Origin of the sequence: Paraburkholderia sp. Ac-20340 (assembly GCF_017104965.1) — a bacterium.
Lineage (GTDB): Bacteria > Pseudomonadota > Gammaproteobacteria > Burkholderiales > Burkholderiaceae > Paraburkholderia.
In genome coordinates, this window is sequence record NZ_JAAGPR010000007.1 from 24,339 (window position 1) to 49,843 (window position 25,505).

At 55.8% G+C, this 25,505-nt stretch carries 23 protein-coding genes and 1 pseudogene; 9 read left to right on the forward strand and 15 right to left on the reverse strand.

Features of this window, described 5'->3' with window-relative positions; genetic code table 11:
* Positions 1–104: 104 nt before the first annotated feature.
* From G3N59_RS11315 to G3N59_RS11380, 14 genes are all read right to left on the reverse strand, one after another.
* The gene (locus G3N59_RS11315; protein ID WP_205982703.1) at positions 105–563 is read right to left on the reverse strand and encodes a RidA family protein; all 459 of its coding nucleotides are present in this window, start codon (positions 561–563) and stop codon (positions 105–107) included.
* 42 nt (positions 564–605) lie between these two features.
* A complete protein-coding gene (locus tag G3N59_RS11320; protein ID WP_205982704.1) occupies positions 606–1,844 on the reverse strand; it encodes an amidohydrolase family protein in 1,239 nt (412 codons plus the stop codon).
* Between the two features lie 125 nt (positions 1,845–1,969).
* A complete protein-coding gene (locus tag G3N59_RS11325; RefSeq protein WP_205982705.1) occupies positions 1,970–2,716 on the reverse strand; it encodes an SDR family oxidoreductase in 747 nt (248 codons plus the stop codon).
* Positions 2,713–3,843 carry a Xaa-Pro peptidase family protein gene (locus G3N59_RS11330; protein WP_205982706.1) on the reverse strand — a complete coding sequence of 377 codons (1,131 nt, stop codon included), beginning with the start codon at positions 3,841–3,843 and terminating at the stop codon, positions 2,713–2,715. The genes G3N59_RS11325 and G3N59_RS11330 overlap by 4 nt, the downstream gene beginning before the upstream one ends.
* 67 nt (positions 3,844–3,910) lie before the next feature.
* Positions 3,911–4,390 carry a heme-binding protein gene (locus tag G3N59_RS11335; protein WP_205982707.1) on the reverse strand — a complete coding sequence of 160 codons (480 nt, stop codon included), beginning with the start codon at positions 4,388–4,390 and terminating at the stop codon, positions 3,911–3,913.
* A 49-nt stretch (positions 4,391–4,439) separates the two neighbouring features.
* Positions 4,440–5,603, reverse strand: a complete 1,164-nt coding sequence (locus G3N59_RS11340; protein WP_205982708.1) for a Xaa-Pro peptidase family protein — start codon at positions 5,601–5,603, stop codon at positions 4,440–4,442.
* Positions 5,604–5,611: 8 nt separating this feature from the next.
* Positions 5,612–7,093 carry a M81 family metallopeptidase gene (locus tag G3N59_RS11345; RefSeq protein ID WP_205982709.1) on the reverse strand — a complete coding sequence of 494 codons (1,482 nt, stop codon included), beginning with the start codon at positions 7,091–7,093 and terminating at the stop codon, positions 5,612–5,614.
* A gap of 3 nt (positions 7,094–7,096) precedes the next feature.
* On the reverse strand, positions 7,097–7,684 hold the full coding sequence (locus G3N59_RS11350; RefSeq protein ID WP_205982710.1) for a flavin reductase family protein: 588 nt from the start codon (positions 7,682–7,684) through the stop codon (positions 7,097–7,099).
* 439 nt (positions 7,685–8,123) lie between these two features.
* Positions 8,124–8,822: a GntR family transcriptional regulator gene (locus tag G3N59_RS11355; RefSeq protein ID WP_205982711.1), complete on the reverse strand. Its 699-nt coding sequence runs from the start codon at positions 8,820–8,822 to the stop codon at positions 8,124–8,126.
* A 236-nt stretch (positions 8,823–9,058) separates the two neighbouring features.
* Positions 9,059–9,796, reverse strand: coding sequence for an NADPH-dependent oxidoreductase (locus G3N59_RS11360; RefSeq protein ID WP_205982712.1), 738 nt, complete (start codon positions 9,794–9,796; stop codon positions 9,059–9,061).
* Between the two features lie 148 nt (positions 9,797–9,944).
* On the reverse strand, positions 9,945–10,898 hold the full coding sequence (locus tag G3N59_RS11365; protein ID WP_205982713.1) for a substrate-binding domain-containing protein: 954 nt from the start codon (positions 10,896–10,898) through the stop codon (positions 9,945–9,947).
* 51 nt (positions 10,899–10,949) lie between these two features.
* Positions 10,950–12,014, reverse strand: coding sequence for an ABC transporter permease (locus G3N59_RS11370; protein WP_205982714.1), 1,065 nt, complete (start codon positions 12,012–12,014; stop codon positions 10,950–10,952).
* The gene (locus tag G3N59_RS11375; RefSeq protein WP_205982715.1) at positions 12,011–12,769 is read right to left on the reverse strand and encodes an ATP-binding cassette domain-containing protein; all 759 of its coding nucleotides are present in this window, start codon (positions 12,767–12,769) and stop codon (positions 12,011–12,013) included. The genes G3N59_RS11370 and G3N59_RS11375 overlap by 4 nt, the downstream gene beginning before the upstream one ends.
* A 114-nt stretch (positions 12,770–12,883) precedes the next feature.
* Positions 12,884–13,966, reverse strand: a complete 1,083-nt coding sequence (locus G3N59_RS11380; protein ID WP_205982716.1) for a pyridoxal-phosphate dependent enzyme — start codon at positions 13,964–13,966, stop codon at positions 12,884–12,886.
* Positions 13,967–14,386: 420 nt separating this feature from the next.
* Here G3N59_RS11380 and G3N59_RS11385 point away from each other — a divergent pair, with 420 nt between their 5' ends.
* Together G3N59_RS11385 and G3N59_RS37440 are read left to right on the forward strand one after the other, a co-directional pair.
* Positions 14,387–15,730, forward strand: coding sequence for an acyl-CoA dehydrogenase family protein (locus G3N59_RS11385; protein ID WP_205982717.1), 1,344 nt, complete (start codon positions 14,387–14,389; stop codon positions 15,728–15,730).
* Between the two features lie 93 nt (positions 15,731–15,823).
* Positions 15,824–17,521: a GMC family oxidoreductase N-terminal domain-containing protein gene (locus G3N59_RS37440; protein ID WP_205982718.1), complete on the forward strand. Its 1,698-nt coding sequence runs from the start codon at positions 15,824–15,826 to the stop codon at positions 17,519–17,521.
* A gap of 204 nt (positions 17,522–17,725) precedes the next feature.
* Here the strand turns inward: G3N59_RS37440 and glcC are convergent, their stop codons facing one another.
* Positions 17,726–18,502: a transcriptional regulator GlcC gene (gene glcC / locus G3N59_RS11395; protein ID WP_205982719.1), complete on the reverse strand. Its 777-nt coding sequence runs from the start codon at positions 18,500–18,502 to the stop codon at positions 17,726–17,728.
* A gap of 240 nt (positions 18,503–18,742) precedes the next feature.
* On the opposite strand from glcC, the gene glcD reads away from it, so the two are divergent.
* The 7 genes and pseudogenes from glcD (at position 18,743) to G3N59_RS11425 (ending at position 25,429) form a co-directional block, all read left to right on the forward strand.
* On the forward strand, positions 18,743–20,239 hold the full coding sequence (gene glcD / locus G3N59_RS11400) for a glycolate oxidase subunit GlcD (RefSeq protein ID WP_205982720.1): 1,497 nt from the start codon (positions 18,743–18,745) through the stop codon (positions 20,237–20,239).
* Positions 20,239–21,315, forward strand: coding sequence for a glycolate oxidase subunit GlcE (glcE, locus tag G3N59_RS11405; RefSeq protein WP_205982721.1), 1,077 nt, complete (start codon positions 20,239–20,241; stop codon positions 21,313–21,315). The genes glcD and glcE overlap by 1 nt, the downstream gene beginning before the upstream one ends.
* A gap of 11 nt (positions 21,316–21,326) precedes the next feature.
* A complete protein-coding gene (glcF, locus tag G3N59_RS11410; protein WP_205982722.1) occupies positions 21,327–22,544 on the forward strand; it encodes a glycolate oxidase subunit GlcF in 1,218 nt (405 codons plus the stop codon).
* A gap of 103 nt (positions 22,545–22,647) precedes the next feature.
* Positions 22,648–22,866 (forward strand): annotated as a pseudogene (locus G3N59_RS36975) (hypothetical protein).
* 297 nt (positions 22,867–23,163) lie between these two features.
* The gene (locus tag G3N59_RS11415) at positions 23,164–23,571 is read left to right on the forward strand and encodes a CidA/LrgA family protein (protein ID WP_205982723.1); all 408 of its coding nucleotides are present in this window, start codon (positions 23,164–23,166) and stop codon (positions 23,569–23,571) included.
* 2 nt (positions 23,572–23,573) lie between these two features.
* Complete coding sequence (locus G3N59_RS11420; RefSeq protein ID WP_205982724.1) at positions 23,574–24,290, forward strand: LrgB family protein; 717 nt, start codon at positions 23,574–23,576, stop codon at positions 24,288–24,290.
* A 596-nt stretch (positions 24,291–24,886) separates the two neighbouring features.
* Complete coding sequence (locus G3N59_RS11425; protein WP_205982725.1) at positions 24,887–25,429, forward strand: cupin domain-containing protein; 543 nt, start codon at positions 24,887–24,889, stop codon at positions 25,427–25,429.
* Positions 25,430–25,505: the final 76 nt, after the last annotated feature.

Here is a 25,505-nt window from a genome sequence, read left to right on the forward strand (position 1 = left end):
ACATGCGCGGCGGGGTGAACGCGCCCATCAAAAAACAGAAGAGCCTGCAATCCGTGCGTGCACGATTACACACGAAAGTGCCTCTGCACACCCTCGTATGACCATCAGCCGAACTCGCCGCCCACAGCTACCGTCAGTTCGATTTCGACGCACGAATTTCGCGGGAGCTCTGCAACTCCAACTGCGGAGCGGGCATGAAGGCCTCGTTCTTCGAAAATCTTCGCCAGCAACTCCGAAGCAGCATCCGCGACCTTGGGTTGCAAGTTGAAGCCGGGTGCGGAGGCGACGAACACCGTCATCTTCAAAACCTTGCGCACTGCGTCGAGGCTCCCGAGTACATTGTCTAGCGACGCTAGGGAGTTCATCACCGCAAGCCTGGCCGCATCTTGCGCCTGCTCAACCGTCACATCTTTCCCGAGCTTCCCTGGATACAAATCCACGTCGCCAGTCTTCGGAACACTACCGCTCACATACGCGACACCATTGTCGAGCTGCACAGATGTATAGGCATACACCGGCTTTTGATACAGCGGAAGTTCAAATCCGTTATACGTTCGATTCATACCTACGACTCACCTTTTTGAATTAGCCGGTTCCCAATGCACTTAGTTAGTCGGCAGCGAGTCCTTGTAGACGTGCCCGTTCACCATCGTCAGCTTGATATTGCTGCCGTCCTCTTGGAACAGCCCAAGGTCTTCGAGGGGGTTGCCATCCACAATCAGCAGGTCCGCCAGCGCACCCGGCTTCAACACGCCGAGCTTGCCTTCCATCTGAAGGATTTCGGCATTCACAATCGTTGCAGAGTGAAGGATTTCGGAGGTTGTTTCACCACCGCGCGTGCGCAACGCAAATTCACGCAGTTGATATGGATTGCAGATACCTTCAAGGTCGGTACCAAAGCCCAACTTGACACCGACATTGCGCATCATGCGCAGTGCTGCCGTTCCACGCTCAAGCACGTCCTTGATTTGCTCAACGATATGCGGCTTCGTCTTAAAGTCAGGCGCGTGCTTGATACCCGCTTCGTACGTCGTCAGCGTCGGAACCACGTAAGCCTTATCAGCGATGTACTTTGCGGTCTCCTCGTCGATAAGGTTACCGTGCTCAATCGTGCGAACGCCTGCGTCGACTGCACGGCGAATTGCCGTAACACCATATGCATGCGCCATCACATACTTGCCGAAGCTGCGCGCTTCAGTCACCATCGTACGCAATTCTTCTTCCGTGAAGTGCGGCGTCTCAATGTGAAAATTGCCACTATTGCCGCCGCTGGCCATGACCTTAATCTGGCTAGCACCCGACATGATTTCTTCGCGTACTGCCTTGCGAATTTCATCCACGCCATCGACAGTTCGCGAAATCGTGCGCGTGCTGCGACACATCGGGCAGCCCATCGTATGCTCGGGTCGGCGACGAAAGTCACCTTGGCCTGCGGTTACGGCCAAGGCCAAACCCGCCACGAACAAGCGCGGGCTTTCAAACAGGCGTAGACGTGACGCTTCCGCAAGGCCACCTTCAGCACCGCCTGCGTCTCGAACCGACGTGAAGCCGCGGCGCAGCATCGACGCCAAGTTTTCTTTCGCATGGGCCGCAACGAGATACGGCGAGAGGCATGCAAGCAACATGTGGTCGTTGACAGCGGCCATCGAGTGAACGTGTGCGTCAATCAATCCTGGCATCACAACACGACCGTTCGCGTCGTAGACCGTTGTCCCGGCTGACGCATTCAACCCAGAGCCAACTTCGACGATGAGCTCACCGTCGATGCGAATATCCATACCGCTGGTGAGTTTGCCTTCCAGCGTATCGAGCAGACGTGCGTTGCGAATGAGAATTTCCGACATGATTCGATATCCATTAGCTGTGGTGGTCAGTCCTGACCGACTGCCCCACCGAAATCAGATTTGTGAGCGCATCGAAAGCGGAGGGACGCCTCTGACGCACGTGGACGACGTCGGCTAGCGCTGCATTAGCGCGTCGCGCCCGCGCGAAGCGACTCGCCACCGTCCATCGTGAGAGCCTGCCCCGTCATGAAGCTCGCCTCCGGCGACAGAATGAAGCGCACAAAGTCGCCCATTTCTTCGACAGTGCCCATGCGTCCTAGCGGAATACTGGCCGGCACTTTTTCCAGGAATGTCTCGCGGCCGCCGAACAGCTCCCACGACGGTGTGTTGAACTTCGTGTCAATCCATCCCGGACACAAGGCATTCACCCGGATGCCGCACTTGCCATACTCAAGTGCGAGATGTCGCGTCATCGCAACTAGTGCCGCTTTCGAAACACCATATGGCATCACACCGGGAGCTATGAATACGCCTGCACCTGACGCGGTGAAGAGAATGCTGCCGCCGCCAGCTGTGCGCAGATGAGGGACAACGAGACGCGCAAGAATCGCATTCGCGCGAACGTTGACGAGGTAGGACTTATCGAAGTCCTCAACCTTCATCGTTTCTGCGTTGCCGAGCAAACAAACACCGGCGTTATTCCAGACGGCATCGAGGCCACCAAGTATCTTGACCGAGCCTTCTACGGCTGCACGCAAATCGGCGTCGCTGCTTACATCGGTTTTAAAAAACGCAGCCGAACCGAGGTCAACGTCAGGCTCGGACAGGTCAGCAATCGTGACCTGCCAGCCTGCTTTTACCAGGGATTTAACGCCCGCGGCACCCATGCCCCCTGCGCCGCCAATAACAAGAGCACGTTTAACTTGGTTCATCGTACAAAAAGCTCCCTGTTAGATTTCGTAAGCCGACGTGGTCCGTTCTCCGTGACATGTACGGTCTCACTGAACGGAATACCTTCAGCGTAGACGATGATGTGGAACACCATGCCTGCCTCAATTCTCCACGTCTCGTTAGGCATGAAAATGCGGGTGTGGTCGCTGGTGCGCGGCACAGCATGAAAGCCCAGCGTGTACCCGGTCACCTGCGGAAAGTGAGCTTTCAGTCCTTCCTTCAGCACTGCATCACGGCAAAGACGGTCGACCTCGCCGGAAATTGCACCTGGCACCATGGCGGCAATCTGCCGGTCCTGGATAGCGACAAGACGCTCAGCTATGTGCTGATGCTTCGCAGATGCATGCGCCAATGCAATCGGACGTGCGATACGCGCCGAGTAGCCGGAGACTTGCGGCACCGCCTCGATGAAGTACAGTTCACCCGCCTCCATCGTGCGGTCACCAAGGCGGCCGTGCATGTTCGCGACAGTCGAACCATAGCCGAACACAGCGACGCGGCCGTTGTCCGCGCCGAGTTCAATTGCGGCCGCGTAAGTTGCGCACGCTGGGTCGCGCTCCGATTTACCGACGCCCACCGCGTTTACACCGCTCATGATTGCGGCGTCAGCAATTGCGCTGGCGCGCGCGAGGCAGTCAATCTCGGCTGGGGACTTAATCAGCCTCTGCTCCCACATCACTCCCGAAAAATCAGCAACTTCAAGGTCGCCGAGTCGAGAACGGAGCTTCTCCATTCGCTGGACCGTGAGGAAATTGCTATCGGCTTCGACAAGCAGCTTCTTTGGAGCGAATTCCGATATTGCACGCGCAACGTCCTGCACCTCATCGTCATATTCTTCATATGCGACAAACTCTTCGACCCAAGACTTGTCACGGGCTGCGAGCAAGTCGGAGCGGCGCACAATCAGCACCGGCGAACCCACAAGAGGTAGCAGCCCAGCCTGATAGCGCGCACCAGAGTGTGCGTAGCCAAAGAGATACGCCATGTTGTCGATTTGGTCGACCAGCAGCAGGTCCCCACCACGCTCAGCCATCGTGGTTCTCACCTGTGCAATCCGCTGCTCGTATTCCTGTTGACTAAAACCTGAAAACAGCTTGCCTGCTGTCATGATGAAACCTCTCGGGCGCGCCCAGCTATGCGTTTGCCATGAAATTGGAAATAAAACCTAAAGCCGGTCATTGCTCGACCACTTCGGCCCCCACTTGCAGTAGGGCATCGACCACTAGAGCGTGGTCCTGACAAGACTGCAAGCCCGCGACACCCACTACGCCGACCAGTGCATTACCAATAAGGATGGGCACGGCACCGCCTACGAGGGCGAAGCGCGTCGGGTCAAGAGCTCGTTCATTTGCGAATTCAGGGTTGCTCTGCAGCCCAACTTCAAGTGCATACGAGCTCTTCGCGAATCGACGTACAGCGTTGAACTTCCGGTCGACCCACGTTTGATAATCAGCATTTGTTCCGAGAAGTGCCGCGCGAAAGATAATTTGTTCGCCCATATCGACACCGATACTCACAACGTGATTCCTCGCCTGCGCGAGTTCGAGGATTGTCAAACCAAGTTTCAGCGCATCAGCCATATCGAATTTGTCAAAGCTCAACCGGATTTGAGGATTTGCGAAATCGAGGCTGGTAGTAAGATTTTCTTGTGACATTGGTCACCTACGAAATTCGTTCGAGTTCGAAGCGTCTCTTCGAGCCGCTTTAGTGTTCGCCGCCCTGAAACATCGTGCGCGGAAGCTGTGTGAGTCGACGAGGCCCATTATTGGTGACCAGCACCGTCTCACTGAACGGCAAGCCATATGCATGCAGCACTACGTGAAAAACCATGCCTGCCTGCAACGTCCATTGCTGCTTCGGCGCGATGATTCTCGTGTGGTCACTTGTGCGAGGTACGGCGTGATATCCGAGCGTGTATGCGCTCAATTGAGGAAACTCGACCTTGAGCCCTTCAGCGAGAACCTTCTTGCGCGCGATTGCGTCGACATCTTCCGCGGTTGCCCCAACCTTCATTGCGGTGATTTGTTCGTCCTGAATTTCTACGATGCGATTCGCGAGGCTTTTGTCGTTCGGAGAAATCTTGCCAATGGCCACAGGACGCAGAATGCGTGCAGCGTAGCCCCGGTATTGGGGCATCGATTCGATGAAGTAGATGCCCCCTTCTTCGAAAGTCCGACCACTAAGGCCGTTATGAAGGCTGTCGACCTGGAAGCAACTACCGAACACCGCAGCACGCGTGTTGTCGGCACCCAGCCGCAGCGTAGCGTCATAAGTCGCAATCGCAACGGTATAGTCCTTCTCGCCGGGCACCGCCTTCCTTGCGCCAGCAACCAGCGCGGCGTCAGCAATCGCCGCAGCTCGTTCAAGATAGGCAATTTCTTCTTGAGATTTGATAAGACGCTGCTCCCAAATCGCACCGCCGAAGTCAACGAATTTGACGTCAGGGAGCAGCCGATTCAGTTGCGCGAATCTGGCGACGGTAAGAATATTGCTGTCTTTCTCTACTGCCAGTGCCTTTGCCCCCAACGTCTTGATTGCCTGCGCAACGCGGACAACGGAGTCTTCTTCGTCGGTGCATTTTTCGTACGACGTCATCCAGCTTTGAGATTTAAAGGTCCCAAAGTCAAGTTCTCGCACAACCATGTGTGGCTCACCCTTCAGGGGCACAAGCGCTGCTTGATAGCGCGCCGCCGTCCCCAAATAGCCAAACAGATATGCAATGTGGTCCAACTGGTCAACGAGAAGCACGTCCGCGCCGCGGAGTTCCATCTGTCTGCGAACAGCTGCGAGCCGCGTCTGGTATTCTGCCGGCGAAAAATCGAACTTGATTTCAGTAGCGCCGGCGGCGTCGTTCAACGGGCTATTCATTGCGTTCCTCATTTTTCTGCTGAGCACTCTTGTGGGTAGGTCGCATCGGTGTCCAGCGGCCAGACGTGGCGCGTCTTCTTTTGCCGAGGAAAACAGGACAGGTCTGCGGACGAAATTCCTGGCGGGTCCGCTGTGAATATTTTCGAGAAGCGGGTCCCGAAGTACGCGCGGAAATGCTGGCTCGATTTAAGTGCGACTACTGGATACTGCTCAATATCCACTCCAGCCTTGATGAACCAGCCATCATCGAGCGTCTGCCGGCGGCCGCTCGATACGATGATGTCCATGCTGCCTATACGTAAGGTCGTGAGCAATCCAAGGTCAATGGTCTCGCCAGTGCCCATATTGCTTTTGACAGTGAACCTGCCATTGCCGACAGCCATAACTTCAGCTCTAGCGACAATCGGGTCTCCATGCATCGGGTTGGTCTTGCCGCCAAGGCGCACATCGATAACTGCACCGACACCAGCTTTTGCTGCTTGCGCCACCGTTTCCTTGTCGAAGACATGCGAGAAGCACGCGCTCACACCAGAGTCCAGCAAAGCTCGCAGCAAGTGCGTGCCGTCGCCCGGCGCACCGCCGCCTGTGTTGTCGGAGAATTCGTTGATAAGCACCCGCTCGCCTGAGCAGTTCAGGGCCGCGTTAACAGCGCCCTGCGCGCTATAGCGCGAAACCCGCACGTTCTCGCGCTGCTGCCAGAACGCACTGGCGATTTCCTTGGCGAGCGCCTCGGCTGAAGTCACTGCGGAGTCCGTTGTCACGCAAACGGACGCGCCTGCTGCCGGTATATCGGCGAAAGGGAAGCCGTGCATGATGCGTGCGGCAAGAACACCGGGCCTCGCTTCGGCGGCTTGGCAAAGTTCGTCCAGAGCAACGAACACCGGCAGAGAAGTCGGAACAGGCGGAAATTGAAACGGAATCTGCTCAACATATGCCTCGGGCACCAGTTCGCTTCGTAGCATTGCGCCAATGCACTTCGCTGCTTCCCATCCGCGTTCGAACTGGTCAACGTGGGGATTGAACCGCCCTGCGAAGAGTGCCGAGCAAAACTGGCCGAGACGAGCCTCGAGATTGCCGTGCAAGTCGAGGGTCGCTACAACGGGAAATCCTGGCGGCAAAGCCTCCTTCAAAGCCTCACAGAGGTCACCCTCGACCGAGTCAATCTCCTCCGAGACACCGGCACCGTGGATGGGCAGCAGTAGGCCATCTAGGTTCGCATCCTGTACAAGTGAAAGCAGTTCCGCCTTCATCTGCTCGTACGCGCACCGCTCAATCTTCCCGGACGGCGTCGCTTCCGCGTAAAAGAGCGGCACCGCCTCTAACCTCTCGTCGTCGCAGCCAGCAAGCATTCCGCCAATGTACGTGCGTGTGTGCTTGTTCAGCGTGTTGATTTCTTCACCGCGCTGAATCGAAAAATCCCCCAGACTCGTCCGACTAGCGTACGTATTCGTTTCGTGGAAGATAGCCGCGATGCCAACTCTCTTTTCCATCACTTACCTCGCATTTACAACACGACGCACGGCACTCTCGGACGAATTCCCAGGATGCTCACCAAGCGAAACGTATTTGCGGGCGTGATACACGAGTGGATGAACATCTTCGATACCGCCAGCCACGATATGGCCAACAACCATGGTGTGGTCACCCGACTTAATCAGCGTTTCGACTTCGCACTCGGCGTACGCCCGAACACCGCGGATGACAGGCGCCCCCGTCGCGCCACCGAATACCCAGTCGAGCTCAGCAAACTTGTCGCCTGCCGGTACGGCGAACTTGTCCGAAATCCAGGACTGGTCCATCGCAAGGAAGTTGACCGAAAACTTGCCTACAGATTCGATGACCTTCAGTGTGTGCTTGACCGACTGCAGGCAAATCAGCAGTTGCGGCGGCGCAAGGGAAAGGGACATCACTGCGCTGACCGTGAGGCCAACTGGGTTGCCGGCTTCGTCGGTGGCTGCTACGACGGTCACTCCGCTCGGGAAACCGCCAAAGATGCCCTTGAAAGTATTCGCATCAATCCCGGGGGGCAACGCAACAGCGGCGATATCTTCGCCGATACCCACATTTGTATTGAGAGACATTGGACCTCCTCCGCTCAAAGTGCATGCAGCATACAGTATCGACAAACAAATTCGCGGTCAACAGGAATTTGCCAAGATGGTCAAAGAAGAGGTGCTAAAGCGCTTGGTTAGGAAAAGGCCTAGGATTGATGCAACGCAGCGGCCTGATGGATGCGATGGGCTCTGACAGGAAAGAGCGCTATTAGCTCGCCAGAAAGCCTTGATATGAGGGGATTCAGGAGTCAGCAGACCGATGGATATCAACCTGCCTACTCACTCAGGGCCGAACATGCTGTGCATGTCACGTCGGCGTTGCACCGACGGAAGAACCCAGAGACCTGAATTGAAAGACCCATTTTTGCAATAAGCAAAAAAATTAGTCTATTGCATGCAGTATACTGAAAAAAGTTTCTTTATTTCGACAGCCAGTGAACTAGCCGATAACGGAAGGCATGACAAATCACTGCTGCAGCGCGGATTCTGCATCCAGCCGGCTCGCGACGAGGTCCCATTGCTGAACAATCCACTGCCTGTAGGCGTCAGTATGTTCAGACAAGATACGGGAGAGACGGCTGGCATCACGCGCGCGCATTGCATCAACCTCTTCCCGGAGAATCCAATACTCCCGATGATGAAACTCTCCTTCCTCAATGGAGAGAGTCGCGAACCGAACCCGCTCAATATGGTCCCGGAGCTTGATGAGCATCATCCGCAAGAGTTCGTTATCGCAGTTTTCCAGCAAAATACCTTCGAAACGTCTGAACGCATCTCGCACGGGAGCGTAGTTGCCAGATTCAATTTCTGGAAGGATACCGACAAGCATTGCCGCAAGCGCCTCAATTTCGGCACTCGGAATTCGATTGAGCGCCTGACTTGCGCACTGCGTCTCCAACGCCTTTCGGAGCTGATAGACATCGTCAATATATTTTGCGCTCACGGGGGCAACGTACGGCACCTTCCAAGGTTCGCCAATGACAAACCCGTCTTCCATGAGCCGTGTAAGTGCGGCCTTCACAGGTGACCTGCTGATACCGAGCCGTTTTGCGAGAACGCTCTCGGGCACAGCCTGATTGCTCGCAAGCTCGCCCTCGATAATCATCTTCTTGATTGCCGCATAGGCCTGCTCGCCCAACGGGACGTTCTTTTCAATATCTGGCATTTGGATGGCACACTGCTTTTGACTGCCTCGTAGGACGCCAACTCGACAAAGTCACAAATTAGCGACAGAGCACGAGTGTGCACATACGAAACTTTTGGTCTCTTTCAAACCGTGCACCGAAGTGCATGGTCCAGACAGTATACACTAGGGCAACCGCCGACGAAGCGCCCGGTCTCAGCCGGGCTACTTCTCAACTCGGCATTGTTTGCCGCATCACCACCGCCGCTCTCTCAGGCTCACTGGCCCAGCTTGAACCCTTGCGCCAGCGCTACGGAACCAACGTCAGGGAAATAAACCTGCTTGTACCGCCGAGCAACGCTCGACGACCATTTCTCGCCGTCGGCTCGGCCAGTTTCAGCCCAATAGCGCAGGATGGTGTCGTCGTAATCTTTGATAGCCGCTGGCAAGACCTCACGGTTATACAACTCACTATGTACAAAACTTTCGAAAGGCAATCGCGGTTTGCGTGAGCCAACTACGGCTGGATAACCCAGAACAACGCCGGTTAGCGGGAAAGTCATCGGTGGCAAATTCAGGAGCCGCACCATTGCTGCCGAGTCCTTTCGAATGCCGCCAATCGGCACTACGCCAAGTCCGGCTGCTCTTGCTGCCGTTAGCACGTTGCCCATCGCAATGCCAACGTCAACGGCCCCTACGGCAAAGCCTTCGACGCTCTCGTGAATCAACTGCTTCTCACCGGCAACTTCGACTGCAAGGCTGGTTTTGTAGAAGTCGACGACAAAGCAGACGAATACTGGTGCCTGGGCGATATAAGCTTGGCCTCCAGCAATTTCTGCGATTTGTCGTCGACGCTCTGGGTCCTGAACCACGACCAGAGAGACCTGCTGACAGTTGCTCGAAGTCGGACCGCGCCACGCCGCCTCAAGGACATTATTGAGAACCTCGTGAGGAATCGGCTTTTCGAGATAACTACGGATGCTGCGGTAATTTTGCTGCTTAGAATGTTCATCCATTTTCACACCTGACGTTAGCGGCTTCGCAACATCTGTCGACTCCCGTTTTCAACACTGATGCATCGACTTAGTTGAAGGCTGTGGACGAAGAGCCCGAGCATGCATAGCTCTGCCGTGCCTCTAGCATTCCCTCGTCGACACATAGCTCTTACTTGCAAGCGCTCAGATATTCCCCGGACTTGCCTTCCGCCGTGTCGGCATTCGCCTTCGTTATGGTCACGGTGCCAGTATCGACGCGTGCTTTCGTGGGCTTGCCTTCAATCGCGGCAATAAGCTGCTCCGCCGCTTGCGAGCCGATAACATACGGCTCTTGCGCTATGAGCCCTTGTTGCGTGCCCTCGCGAACGGCCGAAACCTGATTGGGACTCGCATCCACCGAGATAATCTGCACCTTGCCCGCCTGGCCGGCTTGACGAACAGCCGCTGCGGCTCCGTCTGCAGTCAGTGCGTCAACAGAGAAGATGCCGACCAGATTGGGGTTGCGCTGCAGGGCCGATGAGACAACCTGATTCGCGCGCGTTGTGTCGGTCTGCGCGTATTGCACGCCAACATCCTTGTACTTCGGGTCGGCCGCGACAGACTTGCGGAAAGCAGCAACGCGTCCATCGCTAGTGCTCACGCCCGGTGCGGCGCCAAGGCTCAGAATCGCACCACCTTGCGGAGCAAGCTTCTTCAGCGTATCGAATGCAGCACGACCGATTGCTGCGTCGTCTGATGTGACGAACGAGGAGGCGAAAGACATATCCTTCGTCGACGTGTCCGCGAGCACAATCTTGATGCCATCCTGCTTCGCTTGCTTCATTGCACGCGTTAGCGCCGTGTCGTCAGTTGGCACAACAATGATGCCGGCGGGCTTCGACGCAATGATGGAATCGAGAATTGGACGCTGCATCGCGGCATCCCACTTCTGGGGTCCCTGTGCATCGAACGCATAACCGTGCTTCTTGGCCACATCCTGCGCGCCGCATGTCATGGTGATGTACATCGGGTCGCCAGCGATGCCATTCAAAAGAACGATTTTCTTCGGTTCCGCGTTAGCGGCAATCGAGACCGAAATCGCTGTGGCGGCGAGACATCCAATCGTGAGACTCTTTCGTTTCATATAACTAGTCATCCTGAGACAGAGGCTGTCATATCCAATTTCGCGAGCGAACTACTTCGACTTGATACCAACGAGGCGTTGCAGGAAATTGCGGCCATCGCCGCTAACCCGTGCGGTCCGCTTCGTCTGGTCGAAGTACACGGCTGCAATCAGCACCGCACCGACAACAACCTGCTGCCAGTAAGGCTGCACGCCGAGAATCACAAACCCGTTCAGCAAAACGAACGGAACGAAAAGACCAATCACCGTGCCAAACATCGTGCCGCTGCCACCAAAAAGGCTGGTGCCACCAATCACGACACCCGCGATGACATTCAGGTTGGTTTGACCTTGACCACCTATAGTCGTCGTTTCGAAATACGCAAGGCTAAGCACACCGCCGAGACCAGCGGTCAAACCCGACAGCGCATAAATCTTGATGAGATGAAGGTCGACGTTGACGCCAACACGCTTGAGAGACTGATAGTTCGAACCAGTAGCGTAGGTGTACAAGCCGAATCGGGTCTTATGCAAGGCAATGCCACCGATGATGACGAGCACTGCAGCAATCGCTACGAGCACCGGAATCTGACCAAAAATCTGCCCGAAGCCGATGGTGTCTGAAAGTACAGCCGGTACATAGCGGATGTCCACGCCGTTCGTGAGAATCTGCGCAAGACCCAATGCCATACCAAGTGTACCGAGCGTCACAATCAGCGCGGGAATCTTCGCCTTAGCAATGATGTATCCGTTCAGGATTCCCCATGCAGTGCCGGCAGCCATCGCGACGATGATTCCAACTGTCGCGGCGCCCCATCCATCACCGCCCATCGCGCGCATCGCCTGACTTGCGACGACGCTGCTGAAGACCAGAACACTACCAACCGAAAGGTCGACACCTCCAGTGATAATCACAAAGGTCATTCCAACGCCCATCACAGCCAAGATAGCCGTGTTGAACAAGATGGAGCGGAAGTTTGAGATTGTGAAGAAACTTTCCGGCGAGAGCGCCGAGAAAATCACGAGTAGCACAAGAAGGACGATAGCAATCCGGCTGCCCTGAAACGATTTAAGGCGCAGCAGAAAGTTCGCGGTCTCCTCTTGCGGGAGCGTCAAGTTATCTACGGGGTTGCTCATTTCTTCTCTCCGACTTCAAGCGCACCGGTCATCGCACCGACAAGTTCTTCGACACTCGTGTTCGCGGGCGTATAGTTCGCCACCGTACGACCACGACGCAATACAACAATCCGGTCACTGATTTCCAGAACATGCGGCATCGAGTGACTGATAAGAATCACTGCCACCCCCGAGTCACGGACGCGACGGATAAGGTCCATGACGCCTTTCGTTTGAGGCACTCCGAGCGCAGCTGTCGGCTCATCAAGAAAAATGAGCTTGTTCGCCCAAGTCGCGGCACGGCAAACAGCAATCGACTGTTTCTGGCCACCTGACATACCACCCACGCGACCTGAGAAGTTCCGTACCGTGGCCCCAAGCGTTTGCAACGCATGGCGCCCTTGCTTTTCCATGGCCTTCGTGTCCATGAAACCAAGCTTGCCAAGAATGCCCTGCCTCATGACTTCTCGACCAAGAAACAAGTTCTGCACGGGGTTTAAATCGTCAGCAAGTGCCAGGTCCTGAAACACTGTCTCGATGCCCAATTCGCGGCGCTTCGAAATATCTCCCGCGTCAAGAGCTTTGCCATCAAATTCAAAGTGGCCACTGTCGGCCGCTTCAACACCTGAAAGAATACGAACCAACGTGCTTTTTCCCGCACCGTTGTCACCGATTAGCGAGACGACCTCGCCAGCGTTGATTGACATCGATGCGCCCACCAATGCATCGACATGCCCATACCTCTTCCGCAAATCTTTAACGCTTAGAACTGTCATTTCGCACACTCAACCATTAGGTATTACCGGAGTGAACAGGCACTTTCGGATGATGACCTCAAGAGCCCTATCGTAGAGCACCAAAAACCTTCGCGAAGAACCCCAGCAAGCACTTCAAGCTTCGCCCGAAGCGAGCATCTCATCGGAATATGAGAACAGGGCCGGCAAACCACCGGTGTGAATGAAAACCACACGAGCGCCAGACGGGATAACGCTCGACCGGATATGCCCAACCATTCCGGAGAGCCCCTTCCCCGAATAGACCGGGTCAAATAGCATCCCCTCAAGTCTAGCCATCATTGCGATAGCTTCCTGCCCTTCGGGCGACGGCAATCCATAGCCTGGCGCAACGAAATCCGTACAGTTCTCTACGTCGCCCGGTTTAAGCTCAATCGAGTAGCCGACTAGCGCAGCTGCGCCAATTGCTTGTTGCTCTATGGCACTAACATCGACATACGCTTCGTTCGACGCATCCATCGGATTAATACCAACCACACGAATATTTAGCCCAAGCAGGCGCGCGCCTGCTAGCAGACCGGCTTGCGTACTTCCTTGCGATGTCGTGTAAATATGAGTCGGGAGCGGCTCGCCTCGATACTCGAATTCGTCGACGATTTCCAGCAACGCGTCGATGTATGCAAGCGCAGCCAGCGTAAGTGCGCGTTCGGCGCCCATACCAACAACAAAAGGCGTATGGCCTGCTTCACGCAAACGTGCAGCAGTTCGGTCCTTCGCCTCTTTCATTGAAGCATCATTCGGTACTGGCTCAATTTCGGCGCCGAACAGTCTGGCAATAAGCGCATTGCCCTGTACGACTGAAGCCTTCTTATCCTGCCGGGGCATCAGCACACACTTCACACCAAGCTTCGCTGACGCAGCAGCAACCTGACGAGAGTGGTTCGATTGTGATGCGGCTCCCTGAATGATTACGTCTGCGCCGCTAGCTAGCGCGTCACCCAGCACAAATTGAAGTTGACGGGTTTTGTTGCCACCGAAAGCGAGACCCGAGCAGTCATCTCGCTTAACCCAGACTGACACACCTCCCAGAGACGCGCTAAAGCGTTCGCATTTATCCAGGGGCGTCGGAAAGTGGCCAAGCTTGCGGCGCGGCAACTTCGACAGCGCCGCTCGCAATGCTTTTTTCCGCTCGATTAGGGTCCCGCACATTTGTTCTAACGGCTCGATTACTTCGGACATCCTAGGCTCCTAACTGCGGTCATGAAAACTGTGCGCAGTATGCAGTGTTCAGAGGGTGAATGCAGTATGGGGTAATAATTTGAGGAGCGTCAAGAAAGAAACAAATATGCATGGTAAACCCCGACAGCTTTGGCTCTCGAGGACCTCGAACCCCTAGTAACGTTGCCAACGAAGCCCGCATCACACATCAATTTAGATGCTTGTTCATGCCGGCTAACAACTTATCAAACCATCAATAAATCACAAATTAATCCATACAAATCAATGCTTTGCCGAATTACCCGTCAGATAGACGCCCGCACGACCGAGTCTCGCATCAAGTTCTGACGTGCCAACTGACCATTCGGAGCAGTCGCAGTTTGCTGAGCGCCAAGACCGGTCCCAGGGAATACGCTTAAGCCTTTCAGAAACCGTAAAAACATGTTTGACATGCATTTTTTCGAACTGCATACTGCACGCACATTTGTCAAACACCGTCGTACCGGAGAATTGCTCATGCGCTCATTTGCACCGACGCCATTCGAACAGGAATGGATTGAAAAAGCCCAAGCCCTCAAGCCCATCCTCGCCGAACGGGCACGTGGCCTTGACGAAGACGGGGGCTGGCCCGAGGAAAATTTCAAGCTCTTGACCGAACAGGGCTTCATGAAACTCGCCGTGCCGAGGCAATATGGCGGTGCGGGTAGCGATGACGCAGGGTTTAGCTTTGCGTGCAACGCAGTGCTGGAAGTCATCGCTTCGGTTTGCGGCAACACTGCGTGGGCTCTTCAGGCACAGTTCCACTGCATCGGGTTGATTGCTCACCTTGGCAACGAGGAGCAAAAAACCCGCATCCTTGGTGATGTAGCAGAGACTGGCGCGCGTCTGTCGTCGTGCGGCAGTGAAGTTCGTCCGCCGAAAACCAACGTCACAGCGGTTGGTGCGGACGGAAAGCTCTCGTTCGAGAGCGACCTCACGCCGGTAGAGGGCGGCTTCTTGGCCAACGGTAATAAAGGCTTTACGACGATGGGAGCCGCGGCCAAATACCTACTCTTCTGGGCACTTGCTCCGGGTACGTCCGATACCGACCACGGTGTGTGCCTCGTTGTTATCGAACAGCCTAACTCCGGCATTGAATTCCTGAAAGACTGGGAGGAAGCCGCAGCAATCCGCGCTTCGGCGTCCGGCATGGCGAAATTTTCGAACATTTTCGTTCCCTGGAAGAACGTCATCGGCCAACCTGGCGACTTCAACCAGATTCACAACTACACGTTCGAAATTGCGTACACGACCATCGCACTTGGCTGTGCACAAGGCATGTACGACATCGCACGCGAAACCGTCGCAGAGCGGCCGTTCCTCCAGAAGGACGACACCATCATGTATGCGCTTGGCGAAATGTCGACGCAGATTGAATCGACCCGCGCTCTGTGGTGGCGAGCACAATGGCTCTACGACCAGAAGGACTGGGGAAAAGCAGCATTCACGACGCTCCAGGCACTCCATGCGTCAAAGGAAACTGCACTTGACGTCTCTAGGGCGGTTGTTGATGTTGTAGGCACACGTGCCATGTTCAAGTGGAATCCGATTCAACGCTTGATACGTGATGCGCGTATGGTCACTCTTCACACGCGTGAGAGCTTGATTATGCGTACGGTGGCGCAGCAGCTCCTGAAGAATGAGTACTTTCCCAAAGCAAAGTACGGCAGTAAGCTTCCGGCCGGCGCACGCAAAACATGGGACGAACTTAGCAAAGCATGGGAAGAGTTGGGCCTCGTCAAATAAGACCGCCAAGACGCCCGTAGATGGGCGTCATCATCGATTGACCAGAGCGCGATACCGCTCAAGTGAACTGCTACTGCCGGAGATGACTACATCGTGGCTGCATCTTACGATTTTGTGATTGTTGGCGCGGGCTCAGCCGGTTGCGCTCTCGCTAACCGCTTAAGCGCGGACCCGACGTGCAAAGTCCTCCTGCTTGAAGCGGGCGCACCGGACTCAAGCCCGTTGATTCGCTTCCCTATTGGTGAGCTCTGGACCGTTGGTAGCAAGTTAGATTGGCGTTTCCACACCGAACCCGAGGCCGGCGCAGCGGACAAGCGCGTGTTCGTGCCTCGAGGCAAGGTCGTTGGGGGCTCGTCTGCCATTAACGGGATGATTTACGTCCGTGGACATGCCGCGGATTTCGACAGCTGGCAGAACCTGGGAGCACGTGGCTGGTCCTACAAAGATGTGCTGCCCTATTTCATGCGAGCCGAAAGCTGGAGCGGCAACGCCCGAGGTATTCGGGGTACCTCGGGTCCCGTCCAGACCGACCTCGGTCGTTACCGCTCCCCCATCTTTGAGTCATTCCTCGAGGCTGGGCGCCAACTCGGATACCCCGTTGTCGATGACTACAATCTCGGCGACACCGAGGGTTTCAATTGGACTCAGTACACGATGGAGCATGGACGCGCGCGACGCTGTTCCAGCGCTCACGCGTATCTGCACCCTATCCGTGACCGAAAGAATCTTACGGTTCTCACGCGTGCACAAGTTACCGGCCTCATCATGCAACGTCAAACTTGTGTGGGAGTGCGATATTTGCATGAAGGAAAAGAAGCGACTGCCTCGGCCGGCGAAGTAGTCCTGTCAGCTGGCGCGTACCTTTCACCACAATTGCTTATGCTCGCAGGTATTGGCGATGCGGACCAACTGCGTAAGCTGGGCATCACTCCGCTTCACGACCTAAAAGGCGTCGGTCAAAATCTTCAGGACCATTGTGGCAGCCTGATACAGGTTCGTTGCACGAAGCCGATAACGTTCCACTCGATTCGAACGAATCCGCTTCGTGGTGCCGCAGCGCTCCTTGAATACCTCGTACACGATTCGGGTCCATTTTCGGTGTTCCCGATGGCGGCACAGGCTTTTGTCCGAAGTAGCTCGTCGGAACCACGTCCCGACCTGCAAATCCAGATTTATCCGGTAACGAAGGATATTTCGGGCGGCTCGAAGAAACTGGCAGCGTTCAACGGCTACGGCATCTCCGCAGGAGGCATGCGTCCGCGCTCGCGCGGGACGGTATCGTTACAATCGAAGGACCCACTACAGGCTCCTCTCATACGTCACAACTATTTGTCCGACCCGTATGATGTTGCGGCGCTTGTTGCTGGGATTCGTCTTGCTCGTGCCATCAACGGTAGCGGAGCATTTGATGGAATTCGGGGAGAGGAAGTCAACCCGAGCGCCAGCGCGCAGAGTGACCGAGAACTCGAAGCGTACGTTCGCAAGACGGTCGATAGCCAATACCATCCGTCGGGCACGTGCAAGATGGGAGTCGATGACATGGCAGTTGTTGACCCTAACCTTCGCGTTCACGGAATCACCGGATTGCGTATTGCTGACGCGTCAATCATGCCAGTCGTCACTTCTGGCAATACTAATGCGCCGGCAATCATGATTGGGGAAAAAGCGTCTGACCTGATTCTCAATAAAACGCTGACGTTGAGCTCCCAGACCGGCGCGCTCTCGATACGAGCTGCGCGTGGTGCTTCCGAAGTGCAACTCGAAAGTGTAGCTGTACAACGCACACGCTAACTATGCGCTACCGGTCTGCGCAGAAGTGCGGACCGGCCGCTGAGCCATGGGGGGAAACATCTCCCCCGGATATCGAATACCCATATCTGATTGATATAACAGAGATTTCCACCCCGCAGGAATTAAAACAAATCATTTCGAAAGGACACCTTTCATTCCCAGCAACCGCCTTTGACCAGCAAGGTAAGATGCGGACTTTAGTCGTCACTGCCAACCTTCAAGCCGAAGCGTCGCCCGAACCAACCGTTGCTCCTCCTGCTCGATTTCTCGTAGAGCCGCGCAAATGCTATTTATATGGTCTGCCGCGGCCTTCCTCGCTTGCTCTGGAAGTTTGCCGACCACGGCGTTGTATAAGCGAGCATGTTGACGGTCAATGACGCGTTTATGCGGCTCTCGATGATAAAGGTTGTTCACTGATGCGAATACCGAACTCAAAAGCGGCTCCGTCAGCACACTGAGCGTATGAACGAGTACAGCGTTGTGCGATGCTTCACAAATAGCGCGGTGAAAAGCGTGGTCGAGCCTAGCATGCATTGAGGGACTGACGTCTCCTCCCTCGGCCGCGACCATCTCCTCGTATCGGCGCGTAATGAGCACATAGTCCGCTTGTGTGCCACGAAGCGCAGCAAGTCGTGCAGATTCCGCTTCGAGCAATCCCCGAACCTCGTACAACTCATAAAGCGTACGAGGCTGAGAGCCAAGTAAGTACATTAACGGAGACATCTCCGTTTTTCCTGTGAGGCTTGCTACCGTCGAACCTCTCCCGTGCGAGGTTTCGATAATCCCCCGCGCCCTTAGGAGCTTCAGACCTTCTCGCAGCGCAGTTCTCGATACACCGAGCTTCTCGACGAGACGACGCTCGGATGGGAGCGCTTGTCCCTCTTTCAGTACGCCGTCGATAACAAGGCGTTCAATCTGCTCGGCAACGACGTCAGCAACCTGCCGCGCAGGGTGTTCGTTGGCACCATCACGTAGTTCCATGGCGTGTCCGCTACAAAGTGGTATGACCAGTAGAGATATTGAAAATCACAGCTCAAAGAGAAGGCCTCAATCATCGGCGGCAGGCGGCTCTGGTGGCAACTGGGGAAATCATCCACTCGAAAAACTGGTATGACCACTGCTCCAAGCCATCGACAACCCTAAATGGTGCAGTGAAAATCGTTGTCAAGACACTTGCCGACGGCTCAATGTGAGCCGCCGGACAAGGCGAGGAGACATCCCATGAGTTATCGCTATGACGAAGCGGTCGATGGCCCGCTCGTCACCCATGACAGAGCAACCGTTGTCGCAGAATTGCGACTGCGCGTCCCGGACCTCACAGTTCTCCATGAAATCGAGGACTTGCGTCCGTTCGAGTGCGATGGTCTTTCGGCATATCGCACCACGCCTCTACTTGTCGCTCTTCCAGAAACCATAGAGCAAGTCCAAGGGCTGCTGCGCTACGCAAATGAGGTCAGCATCCCAGTAGTAGCTCGTGGTGCAGGGACCGGACTCTCTGGCGGCGCCCTTCCGCTAGAAAAAGGCATCCTGCTCGTCATGGCACGCTTTAACCGCATCCTCGAGGTTGACCCAGAAGCGAGCATCGCCCGTGTCCAACCTGGGGTGCGAAACCTAGCCATTTCACAAGCTGCTGCGAAGTTTGGACTCTATTACGCTCCGGACCCCTCATCCCAAATCGCATGTTCGATAGGCGGAAACGTCGCAGAGAATGCCGGTGGTGTTCACTGCCTGAAATATGGCCTGACTGTTCACAACATTCTGAAGCTTGAAATACTGACGATTGAAGGCGAACTGGTAACACTCGGTTCGGAGGCGCTAGATTTTCCGGGGTTTGATTTATTGGCCTTGTTCACAGGCTCTGAAGGGATGCTCGGCATTGTTGTCGAAGTGACTGTCAAGCTATTGACCAAACCTCAAAGTGCTCGCGTGCTCTTGGCAAGCTTCGATGAAGTTGAGCGGGCAGGCTCCGCTGTGGCCGACATCATCGCTGCCGGCGTAATTCCCGGTGGCCTCGAAATGATGGACAACCTAGCCATTCGAGCCGTAGAAGATTTCATACACGCCGGCTATCCGGTCGACGCCGCAGCAATTCTCTTGTGCGAAGTCGATGGCGCCGAAAGCGATGTCGCTGAGGAGTGCGCAAAGGTTGAATCTATTCTGCGAGCCGCAGGGGCATCGGACGTCCGATTGGCGAGAGACGACGCCGAGCGCCAGAAGTTCTGGGCAGGCCGCAAGAATGCATTTCCTGCTGTCGGCCGCATATCTCCGGATTACTACTGTATGGACGGAACGATTCCTCGGCGGGAACTTCCCGGTGTCCTTACAGGCATCGAAACGCTATCCGCCGAGCACGGGCTTCGCGTGGCAAACGTGTTCCATGCAGGAGACGGCAATCTCCATCCGCTGATTCTGTTTGATGCGAACGCTGGCGAAACAGACTGTGCTGAGGCACTCGGTGGCGCCATTCTGGAGTTGTGCGTGAAGGTTGGAGGGAGCATCACCGGGGAACACGGTGTCGGACGCGAAAAAATCAATCAGATGTGTGCGCAATTCAATGCCGACGAGTTGTGCCTATTCCACTCTCTCAAAGCTGCGTTTGACCCGAAGGGCCTTTTGAACCCAGGGAAGAACATACCAACCTTGCATCGGTGCGCTGAATTCGGCTCCATGCACGTCCACCGCGGCGCTCTGCCGTTTCCTGAGTTGGAGCGATTCTGATGTTGCCCTCCCTACTTTCAATGGACGATAGCGACCGCCTCGTCGACGAAGTCGCTCGCGCTGCACTGATGCGTACTCCACTTAGCATTCGCGGAGGCAACAGTAAGGCGTGCCTCGGTCGCGCCGCGCCGGGAGGCGCCGTTGAGCTCGACACACGCAGTCATAGTGGCATTGTCCGCTACGAGCCAACGGAACTGGTCATAACGGCGCGCTGTGGCACGCCTGTAGCTGAACTTTCAGCAGCGCTTGATAAGGCTGGCCAAATGCTGCCGTGCGAGCCGCCTGAACATGACGGAATCGCAACGGTCGGAGGTGCTGTTGCAAGCGGTCTCTCCGGACCACGTCGCCCCTGGTCAGGCTCCATGCGCGACTTTGTTCTCGGCTGCCGTCTGATTACCGGGGCGGCGAAACATCTCCGTTTCGGTGGCGAGGTGATGAAGAACGTAGCTGGCTACGACATGGCCCGACTTGCAGCCGGGAGCTTCGGATGCCTCGGCGTGCTGACCGAACTTTCGCTCAAGGTACTTCCCAAGCCACGCGCTACGCAAAGCATTGTCCAAGAGTTGAGCCCGACCGCTGCAATGTCGGAGTTGTTGAACTGGCGGCGCGGCGCGCTGCCAGTTACTGGAGCATGCTATCTCGACGGTCGCCTCCACGTACGTCTGGAAGGTGGGGAAGGCTCGGTGACGTCTGCGATTGTGCGCATTGGCGGAGATTACCTCGACATGGACTTTTGGACGAAGCTGCGCGAGCGCCAACTTCCTTTCTTCCAGGCAGCCGAGCCACTGTACCGGCTCTCTCTTCCCGCTGCGACTCGCTTAATGCCACTACCCGGCGAAGTGTTGCTTGATTGGGGCGGCGCTCAACGTTGGCTAAAGAGTAACGAGTCACCATCAACGATTCGCGAAATTGCACAGGCTGCCGGCGGCCATGCCATCTGCTACACGCCCAATAGCGAGGCCGATAGTCCATTCCCGCAGCTACCTGCATCGCTATGGCGCCTTCATCGCGCACTGAAGAGCCAACTAGACCCGCGGGGTATTTTTAACCCCGGACGAATGTACGCCAACCTCTAACGCGACGCATCATGCAGACCAAACTTAGTGAACAGGCGAAAAAGCTCCCACGAGCGGACGAGGCCGAATCGATTCTGCGCAGTTGCGTGCATTGTGGCTTCTGCAATGCGACATGCCCAACGTATCAAATCCTGGGAAACGAACTTGATGGACCTCGTGGTCGCATCTATCTCATTAAGCAACTACTCGAAGGGGAGGATGTCACCGAGAAGACGCAGCTCCATCTCGACCGATGCTTGACCTGTCGAAACTGTGAAACCACCTGCCCTTCAGGCGTCGAATATCACACCCTGCTCGACATCGGGCGTGCAGAACTCGAGCGCCGAGTGAGTCGCCCGTCTGGCTCGCGTGTTCTGCGAAATGGCCTTCGTCAAGTTATTCCCCGAGCAAAAGTCTTCAGCACTCTACTGAAGGCTGGGCGCCTTGCACGTCCATTGCTTCCACATAAGCTCCAAGAAAAAATCCCGAGCAAAGCGGTCATGCCCAAGATGCGGCCAGCAGTCAACCATGAAAGGCGAATGCTTATTCTTGAAGGTTGTGTGCAGCCTGCACTCTCGCCAAACACCAACTCGGCGGCAGTTCGTGTTCTCGACCGTCTGGGTATCAGCATCGTCAAGGCGCCGAGAAGCGGCTGTTGTGGCGCTACGGATTACCATCTGAACGCCCAGGAAGTCGGACTGGGGCGGGCTCGCCGAAATATCGACGCGTGGTGGCCTGAAATAGATGCAGGTGCCGAAGCAATCATTCAGACGGCAAGTGGCTGCGGTGCATTTGTGAAGGAGTATGGCCATCTGTTGCGTGACGACCCGAACTACGCAACAAAGGCTGCGCGCGTGAGCGCGCTGACGCGCGACCTTTCCGAGGTAATATGCGCAGAGCCCATCGAAAGTCTTCGAGCCGGGAAACGCGAGAAGATAGCGTTCCACTGTCCGTGCACACTTCAGCATGCGCAAAAGCTCGGAGGTGTCGTTGAGGGATTGCTGACTAGGCTCGGCTATGAGCTGACAGACGTTCCTGACAGCCACCTTTGCTGCGGCTCGGCAGGTACTTATTCGCTTACGCAACCCGAACTCTCTACGGCACTACGGGACCGAAAGCTCGATGCCCTTGAGAGCGGCAATCCGGAGCTAATCGTAACGGCAAATATCGGCTGCCAAACGCATCTGGATGGAGCTGGTCGAACCCGCGTCCGCCATTGGATTGAGCTAGTCGAGGACGCGCTTCCGTAATATCGAACGACTATGCTCATGCGCCCCGTAGAATCCGGGGCGCGTGTTCTGCCATCGCATAGAACAACTCTCCAAACGCACATCGAAGAGCGATGGGAGATTCATGGAACAAGTGAGCTACAAGGCATTCGTGCTATGGGGACACGCCGTAGCGCAACAGGACGAGTGCTTTCGCCGGGAAGATTCGCAGCAAGCGGCACCATCAGTCAAAAAAACAAGCTCATTGAAGCGTCAGGCGTGCCAGACGTGTTTAATACCGAGCAAGAGGCGCAAGAAGCAGGTCTAGCGTGGTCTCCGTGCATGGGTCGATGCACATTTATAACCCGTGCAACCCTCGCATCTGACGGTTCCGCGATTGCTAGAAGACCCCATCGTTAGACGATGTAACGGGTTTGGCTATCCCTTTTCTGCAAAACTGATTTCCCGCAAAGAGCATTCTGCACGAGTGCATCGTCGCCTACCCTCCCACACTCTTCCCGGCGACTTGCCACAGCGGACTTCATTTGACCTCCGCTGGCCGTCGGAGTGTTAAGCGCCCCATCTTCCCGTGCGTCCAAGCCCAGTCCGAGGTGCCCCTTTGTTGTCTGGCACTGCGCGGAAGAGCAATCTCATAATAGCCATGCCGTTTGCAATAGTTATCCTCATTGGTGCACAACTGATTGGCGAGGTACTTCGCCGCGTCCTCCACCTTCCTCTGCCCGGCCCGGTCGTTGGCATGTTCATACTCGCCGTCGCGCTCATCGGACCTGCGAAGCGTTGGCTCGAGAAGACACCTATGGGACCGTCTCCCCTGGAAAAGAGCGCGTCGACCCTGATTTCAAATATGGGCCTACTCTTTGTGCCAGCAGGCGTCGGAATCATCGCCGAACTCAGCGTGCTTCGGCGCGCGTGGCTGCCAATCGTCGTGGGTGTGGTTGTCTCTACGATTCTTGGTCTTATCGTGACCGGATTGGTTATGCATCGCATCATGAGACTGACTGAACGCGCATCGAATGCAGAACTCGCACGCGAACGGCAGGAGGCGTGACAATGTTCACAACAATCTGGACTCCTCTTGCACCGACGCCACTTCTTTGGCTCACCCTGACTGTTGCGGCTTTTGCCATTGGACAACTGGTGCAGCGGCTATGTCGCAAGTCGCCGCTTGCTAATCCCGTGCTGATAGCAATTGCATTGATGGTCGGCGTTCTGCAGATAACGGGTACGCCTTATCATGAATATTTTGCCGGAGCGCAGTTCATCAATTTCCTCCTAGGACCAGCGACGGTCGCGCTTGCCATCCCGCTGGCGCTGAACATCGAGCACATCCGGCGCAGCTTGCATGGACTGGGACTCGCGCTTCTCGCGGGCTCAGTCACGTCGACCATCAGTGGTGTTCTTATTGTTTGGTTGCTCGATGGCGGCCGGGATGTCGCATTGTCCATGGCGCCGAAGGCCGTCACAACGCCTATTGCGATGGCTGTGTCGCAGGAAGTCGGTGGCGTGCCCGCCCTGACGGCAGCGCTGGCGATTGGCGGCGGCATCGTTGCTGCCGTAATTGGGCAAACAGTTCTTCGATGGCTTCGCATTGACGACTGGCGTTCACACGGCCTTGCCGCTGGCGTCGCAGGAAGTGGCATTGCCGCGGCTCAGGTAGCGCCACTGAATGGCCTGGCTGCTGCATTTGCCGCCATTGGCATTGGGCTCAATGGGCTGATTACCTCACTCATCGTTCCACTCATTGCCATCCTCTGGCCAGCACTGTGAATCTCACGACGATGGACCTTTCAATACATATCGTCGAGGCTCCGCTAGCAACGGCGCCTTAGTTCCCGTTGCCCGTTTGAAAGTAGGCCAAGATTCCCCCTTATAGCGAATTCTGGTCGGTGATTCTGACGGACAAACGTGCAACGCGGCTCTCTAAGCCAGGCTATATTGAGACATGAATCGAAAACAGCACTCGTCTGTCTTGCGCGTGTCGCCACGGAGGCTCACATGGTCCAATCCTAGCTTGGTATGGCTGTCGGCACGATAGTGCTAATCGTTGCTGCTCTTGGCGTTGTCGTCCACTACCGCCGAGAGCGACATCGCGCAAGCCTCCTGCGCAATCTAGACCATCACGAATGGTGGCAGCCAGCCCGCTCGCGTCGCTGATGTTTGCTTGTATTTAGACCAACTGCCACACGTCGCCAGAGCGTGCTCCAACCATCCAACGTCGTCACACACCGCTTGCACAGGTCATTTGACCCAAATCAAATCTGAGCACTTGCCTCATCGAACTGCACGGCCTATTATGTAAGTAACTTACATAACTAAGTTACTTACACTCAGTCCCGCTCAAATCCTTTGCAAGGAGCCGTTTCATGTCCCAGACAGCGTTTCCGTTACCGTTGCATCACAATGCCGCTCACGAAGTAGCTCGCGACGGTGGCAAGTATCTGGTCGTCTGTCCCGATGGAGAGGAAAGCTATTGGCAGCCACAACCGGCGAACGGATATGCATCCGTACATGTCGCCCCCCACCTGGTGCCAATGTCTGTTCCGTTCTCTTTCGGTACGCAGACGCTGCCTCCCGGTGGCATAGTTCGGCAACACTCACACGACGAAAACGAGGAGGTTCTGCACTTCATTTCCGGCTCTGGAAAAGCACTTCTCGATGGAGTCGAGTATCGGCTCGCTGCTGGCTCGACGTTGTATCTCGGGAAATTGCGGTCTCACATGTTCATAAACGACGGGGACGTCGACATGCATTGGACTTGGCTGTACATTCCTGCCGGTCTTGAGGCGTTCTTCCGCAATGTCGGTCGGCACCGTACGCCCGGCGAAGCTGCGCCGGAGCCGTTTGACCGTCCAATGAACGTTGCAGCTATCGAAGCCAGTACGGGCTTTGCAAGAGGCGGAAGTTAAGCGCGGAGTGCAGAAGCTCGGTTGCGAATCGAGACACCTGATGTCTATCTCGATTCGCGTCGCTAGCGACATTGTT

Excerpts from the sequence above, each read along its gene's own strand:
- G3N59_RS11315 (WP_205982703.1), bottom strand. The coding sequence starts at position 563 with ATGAATCGAACGTATAACGGATTTGAACTTCCGCTGTATCAAAAGCCG.
- G3N59_RS11320 (WP_205982704.1), bottom strand. The coding sequence starts at position 1,844 with ATGTCGGAAATTCTCATTCGCAACGCACGTCTGCTCGATACGCTGGAA.
- G3N59_RS11325 (WP_205982705.1), bottom strand. The coding sequence starts at position 2,716 with ATGAACCAAGTTAAACGTGCTCTTGTTATTGGCGGCGCAGGGGGCATG.
- G3N59_RS11330 (WP_205982706.1), bottom strand. The coding sequence starts at position 3,843 with ATGACAGCAGGCAAGCTGTTTTCAGGTTTTAGTCAACAGGAATACGAG.
- G3N59_RS11335 (WP_205982707.1), bottom strand. The coding sequence starts at position 4,390 with ATGTCACAAGAAAATCTTACTACCAGCCTCGATTTCGCAAATCCTCAA.
- G3N59_RS11340 (WP_205982708.1), bottom strand. The coding sequence starts at position 5,603 with ATGAATAGCCCGTTGAACGACGCCGCCGGCGCTACTGAAATCAAGTTC.
- G3N59_RS11345 (WP_205982709.1), bottom strand. The coding sequence starts at position 7,093 with ATGGAAAAGAGAGTTGGCATCGCGGCTATCTTCCACGAAACGAATACG.
- G3N59_RS11350 (WP_205982710.1), bottom strand. The coding sequence starts at position 7,684 with ATGTCTCTCAATACAAATGTGGGTATCGGCGAAGATATCGCCGCTGTT.
- G3N59_RS11355 (WP_205982711.1), bottom strand. The coding sequence starts at position 8,822 with ATGCCAGATATTGAAAAGAACGTCCCGTTGGGCGAGCAGGCCTATGCG.
- G3N59_RS11360 (WP_205982712.1), bottom strand. The coding sequence starts at position 9,796 with ATGGATGAACATTCTAAGCAGCAAAATTACCGCAGCATCCGTAGTTAT.
- G3N59_RS11365 (WP_205982713.1), bottom strand. The coding sequence starts at position 10,898 with ATGAAACGAAAGAGTCTCACGATTGGATGTCTCGCCGCCACAGCGATT.
- G3N59_RS11370 (WP_205982714.1), bottom strand. The coding sequence starts at position 12,014 with ATGAGCAACCCCGTAGATAACTTGACGCTCCCGCAAGAGGAGACCGCG.
- G3N59_RS11375 (WP_205982715.1), bottom strand. The coding sequence starts at position 12,769 with ATGACAGTTCTAAGCGTTAAAGATTTGCGGAAGAGGTATGGGCATGTC.
- G3N59_RS11380 (WP_205982716.1), bottom strand. The coding sequence starts at position 13,966 with ATGTCCGAAGTAATCGAGCCGTTAGAACAAATGTGCGGGACCCTAATC.
- G3N59_RS11385 (WP_205982717.1), top strand. The coding sequence starts at position 14,387 with ATGTTTGACATGCATTTTTTCGAACTGCATACTGCACGCACATTTGTC.
- glcC (WP_205982719.1), bottom strand. The coding sequence starts at position 18,502 with ATGGAACTACGTGATGGTGCCAACGAACACCCTGCGCGGCAGGTTGCT.
- glcD (WP_205982720.1), top strand. The coding sequence starts at position 18,743 with ATGAGTTATCGCTATGACGAAGCGGTCGATGGCCCGCTCGTCACCCAT.
- glcE (WP_205982721.1), top strand. The coding sequence starts at position 20,239 with ATGTTGCCCTCCCTACTTTCAATGGACGATAGCGACCGCCTCGTCGAC.
- glcF (WP_205982722.1), top strand. The coding sequence starts at position 21,327 with ATGCAGACCAAACTTAGTGAACAGGCGAAAAAGCTCCCACGAGCGGAC.
- G3N59_RS11415 (WP_205982723.1), top strand. The coding sequence starts at position 23,164 with ATGCCGTTTGCAATAGTTATCCTCATTGGTGCACAACTGATTGGCGAG.
- G3N59_RS11420 (WP_205982724.1), top strand. The coding sequence starts at position 23,574 with ATGTTCACAACAATCTGGACTCCTCTTGCACCGACGCCACTTCTTTGG.
- G3N59_RS11425 (WP_205982725.1), top strand. The coding sequence starts at position 24,887 with ATGTCCCAGACAGCGTTTCCGTTACCGTTGCATCACAATGCCGCTCAC.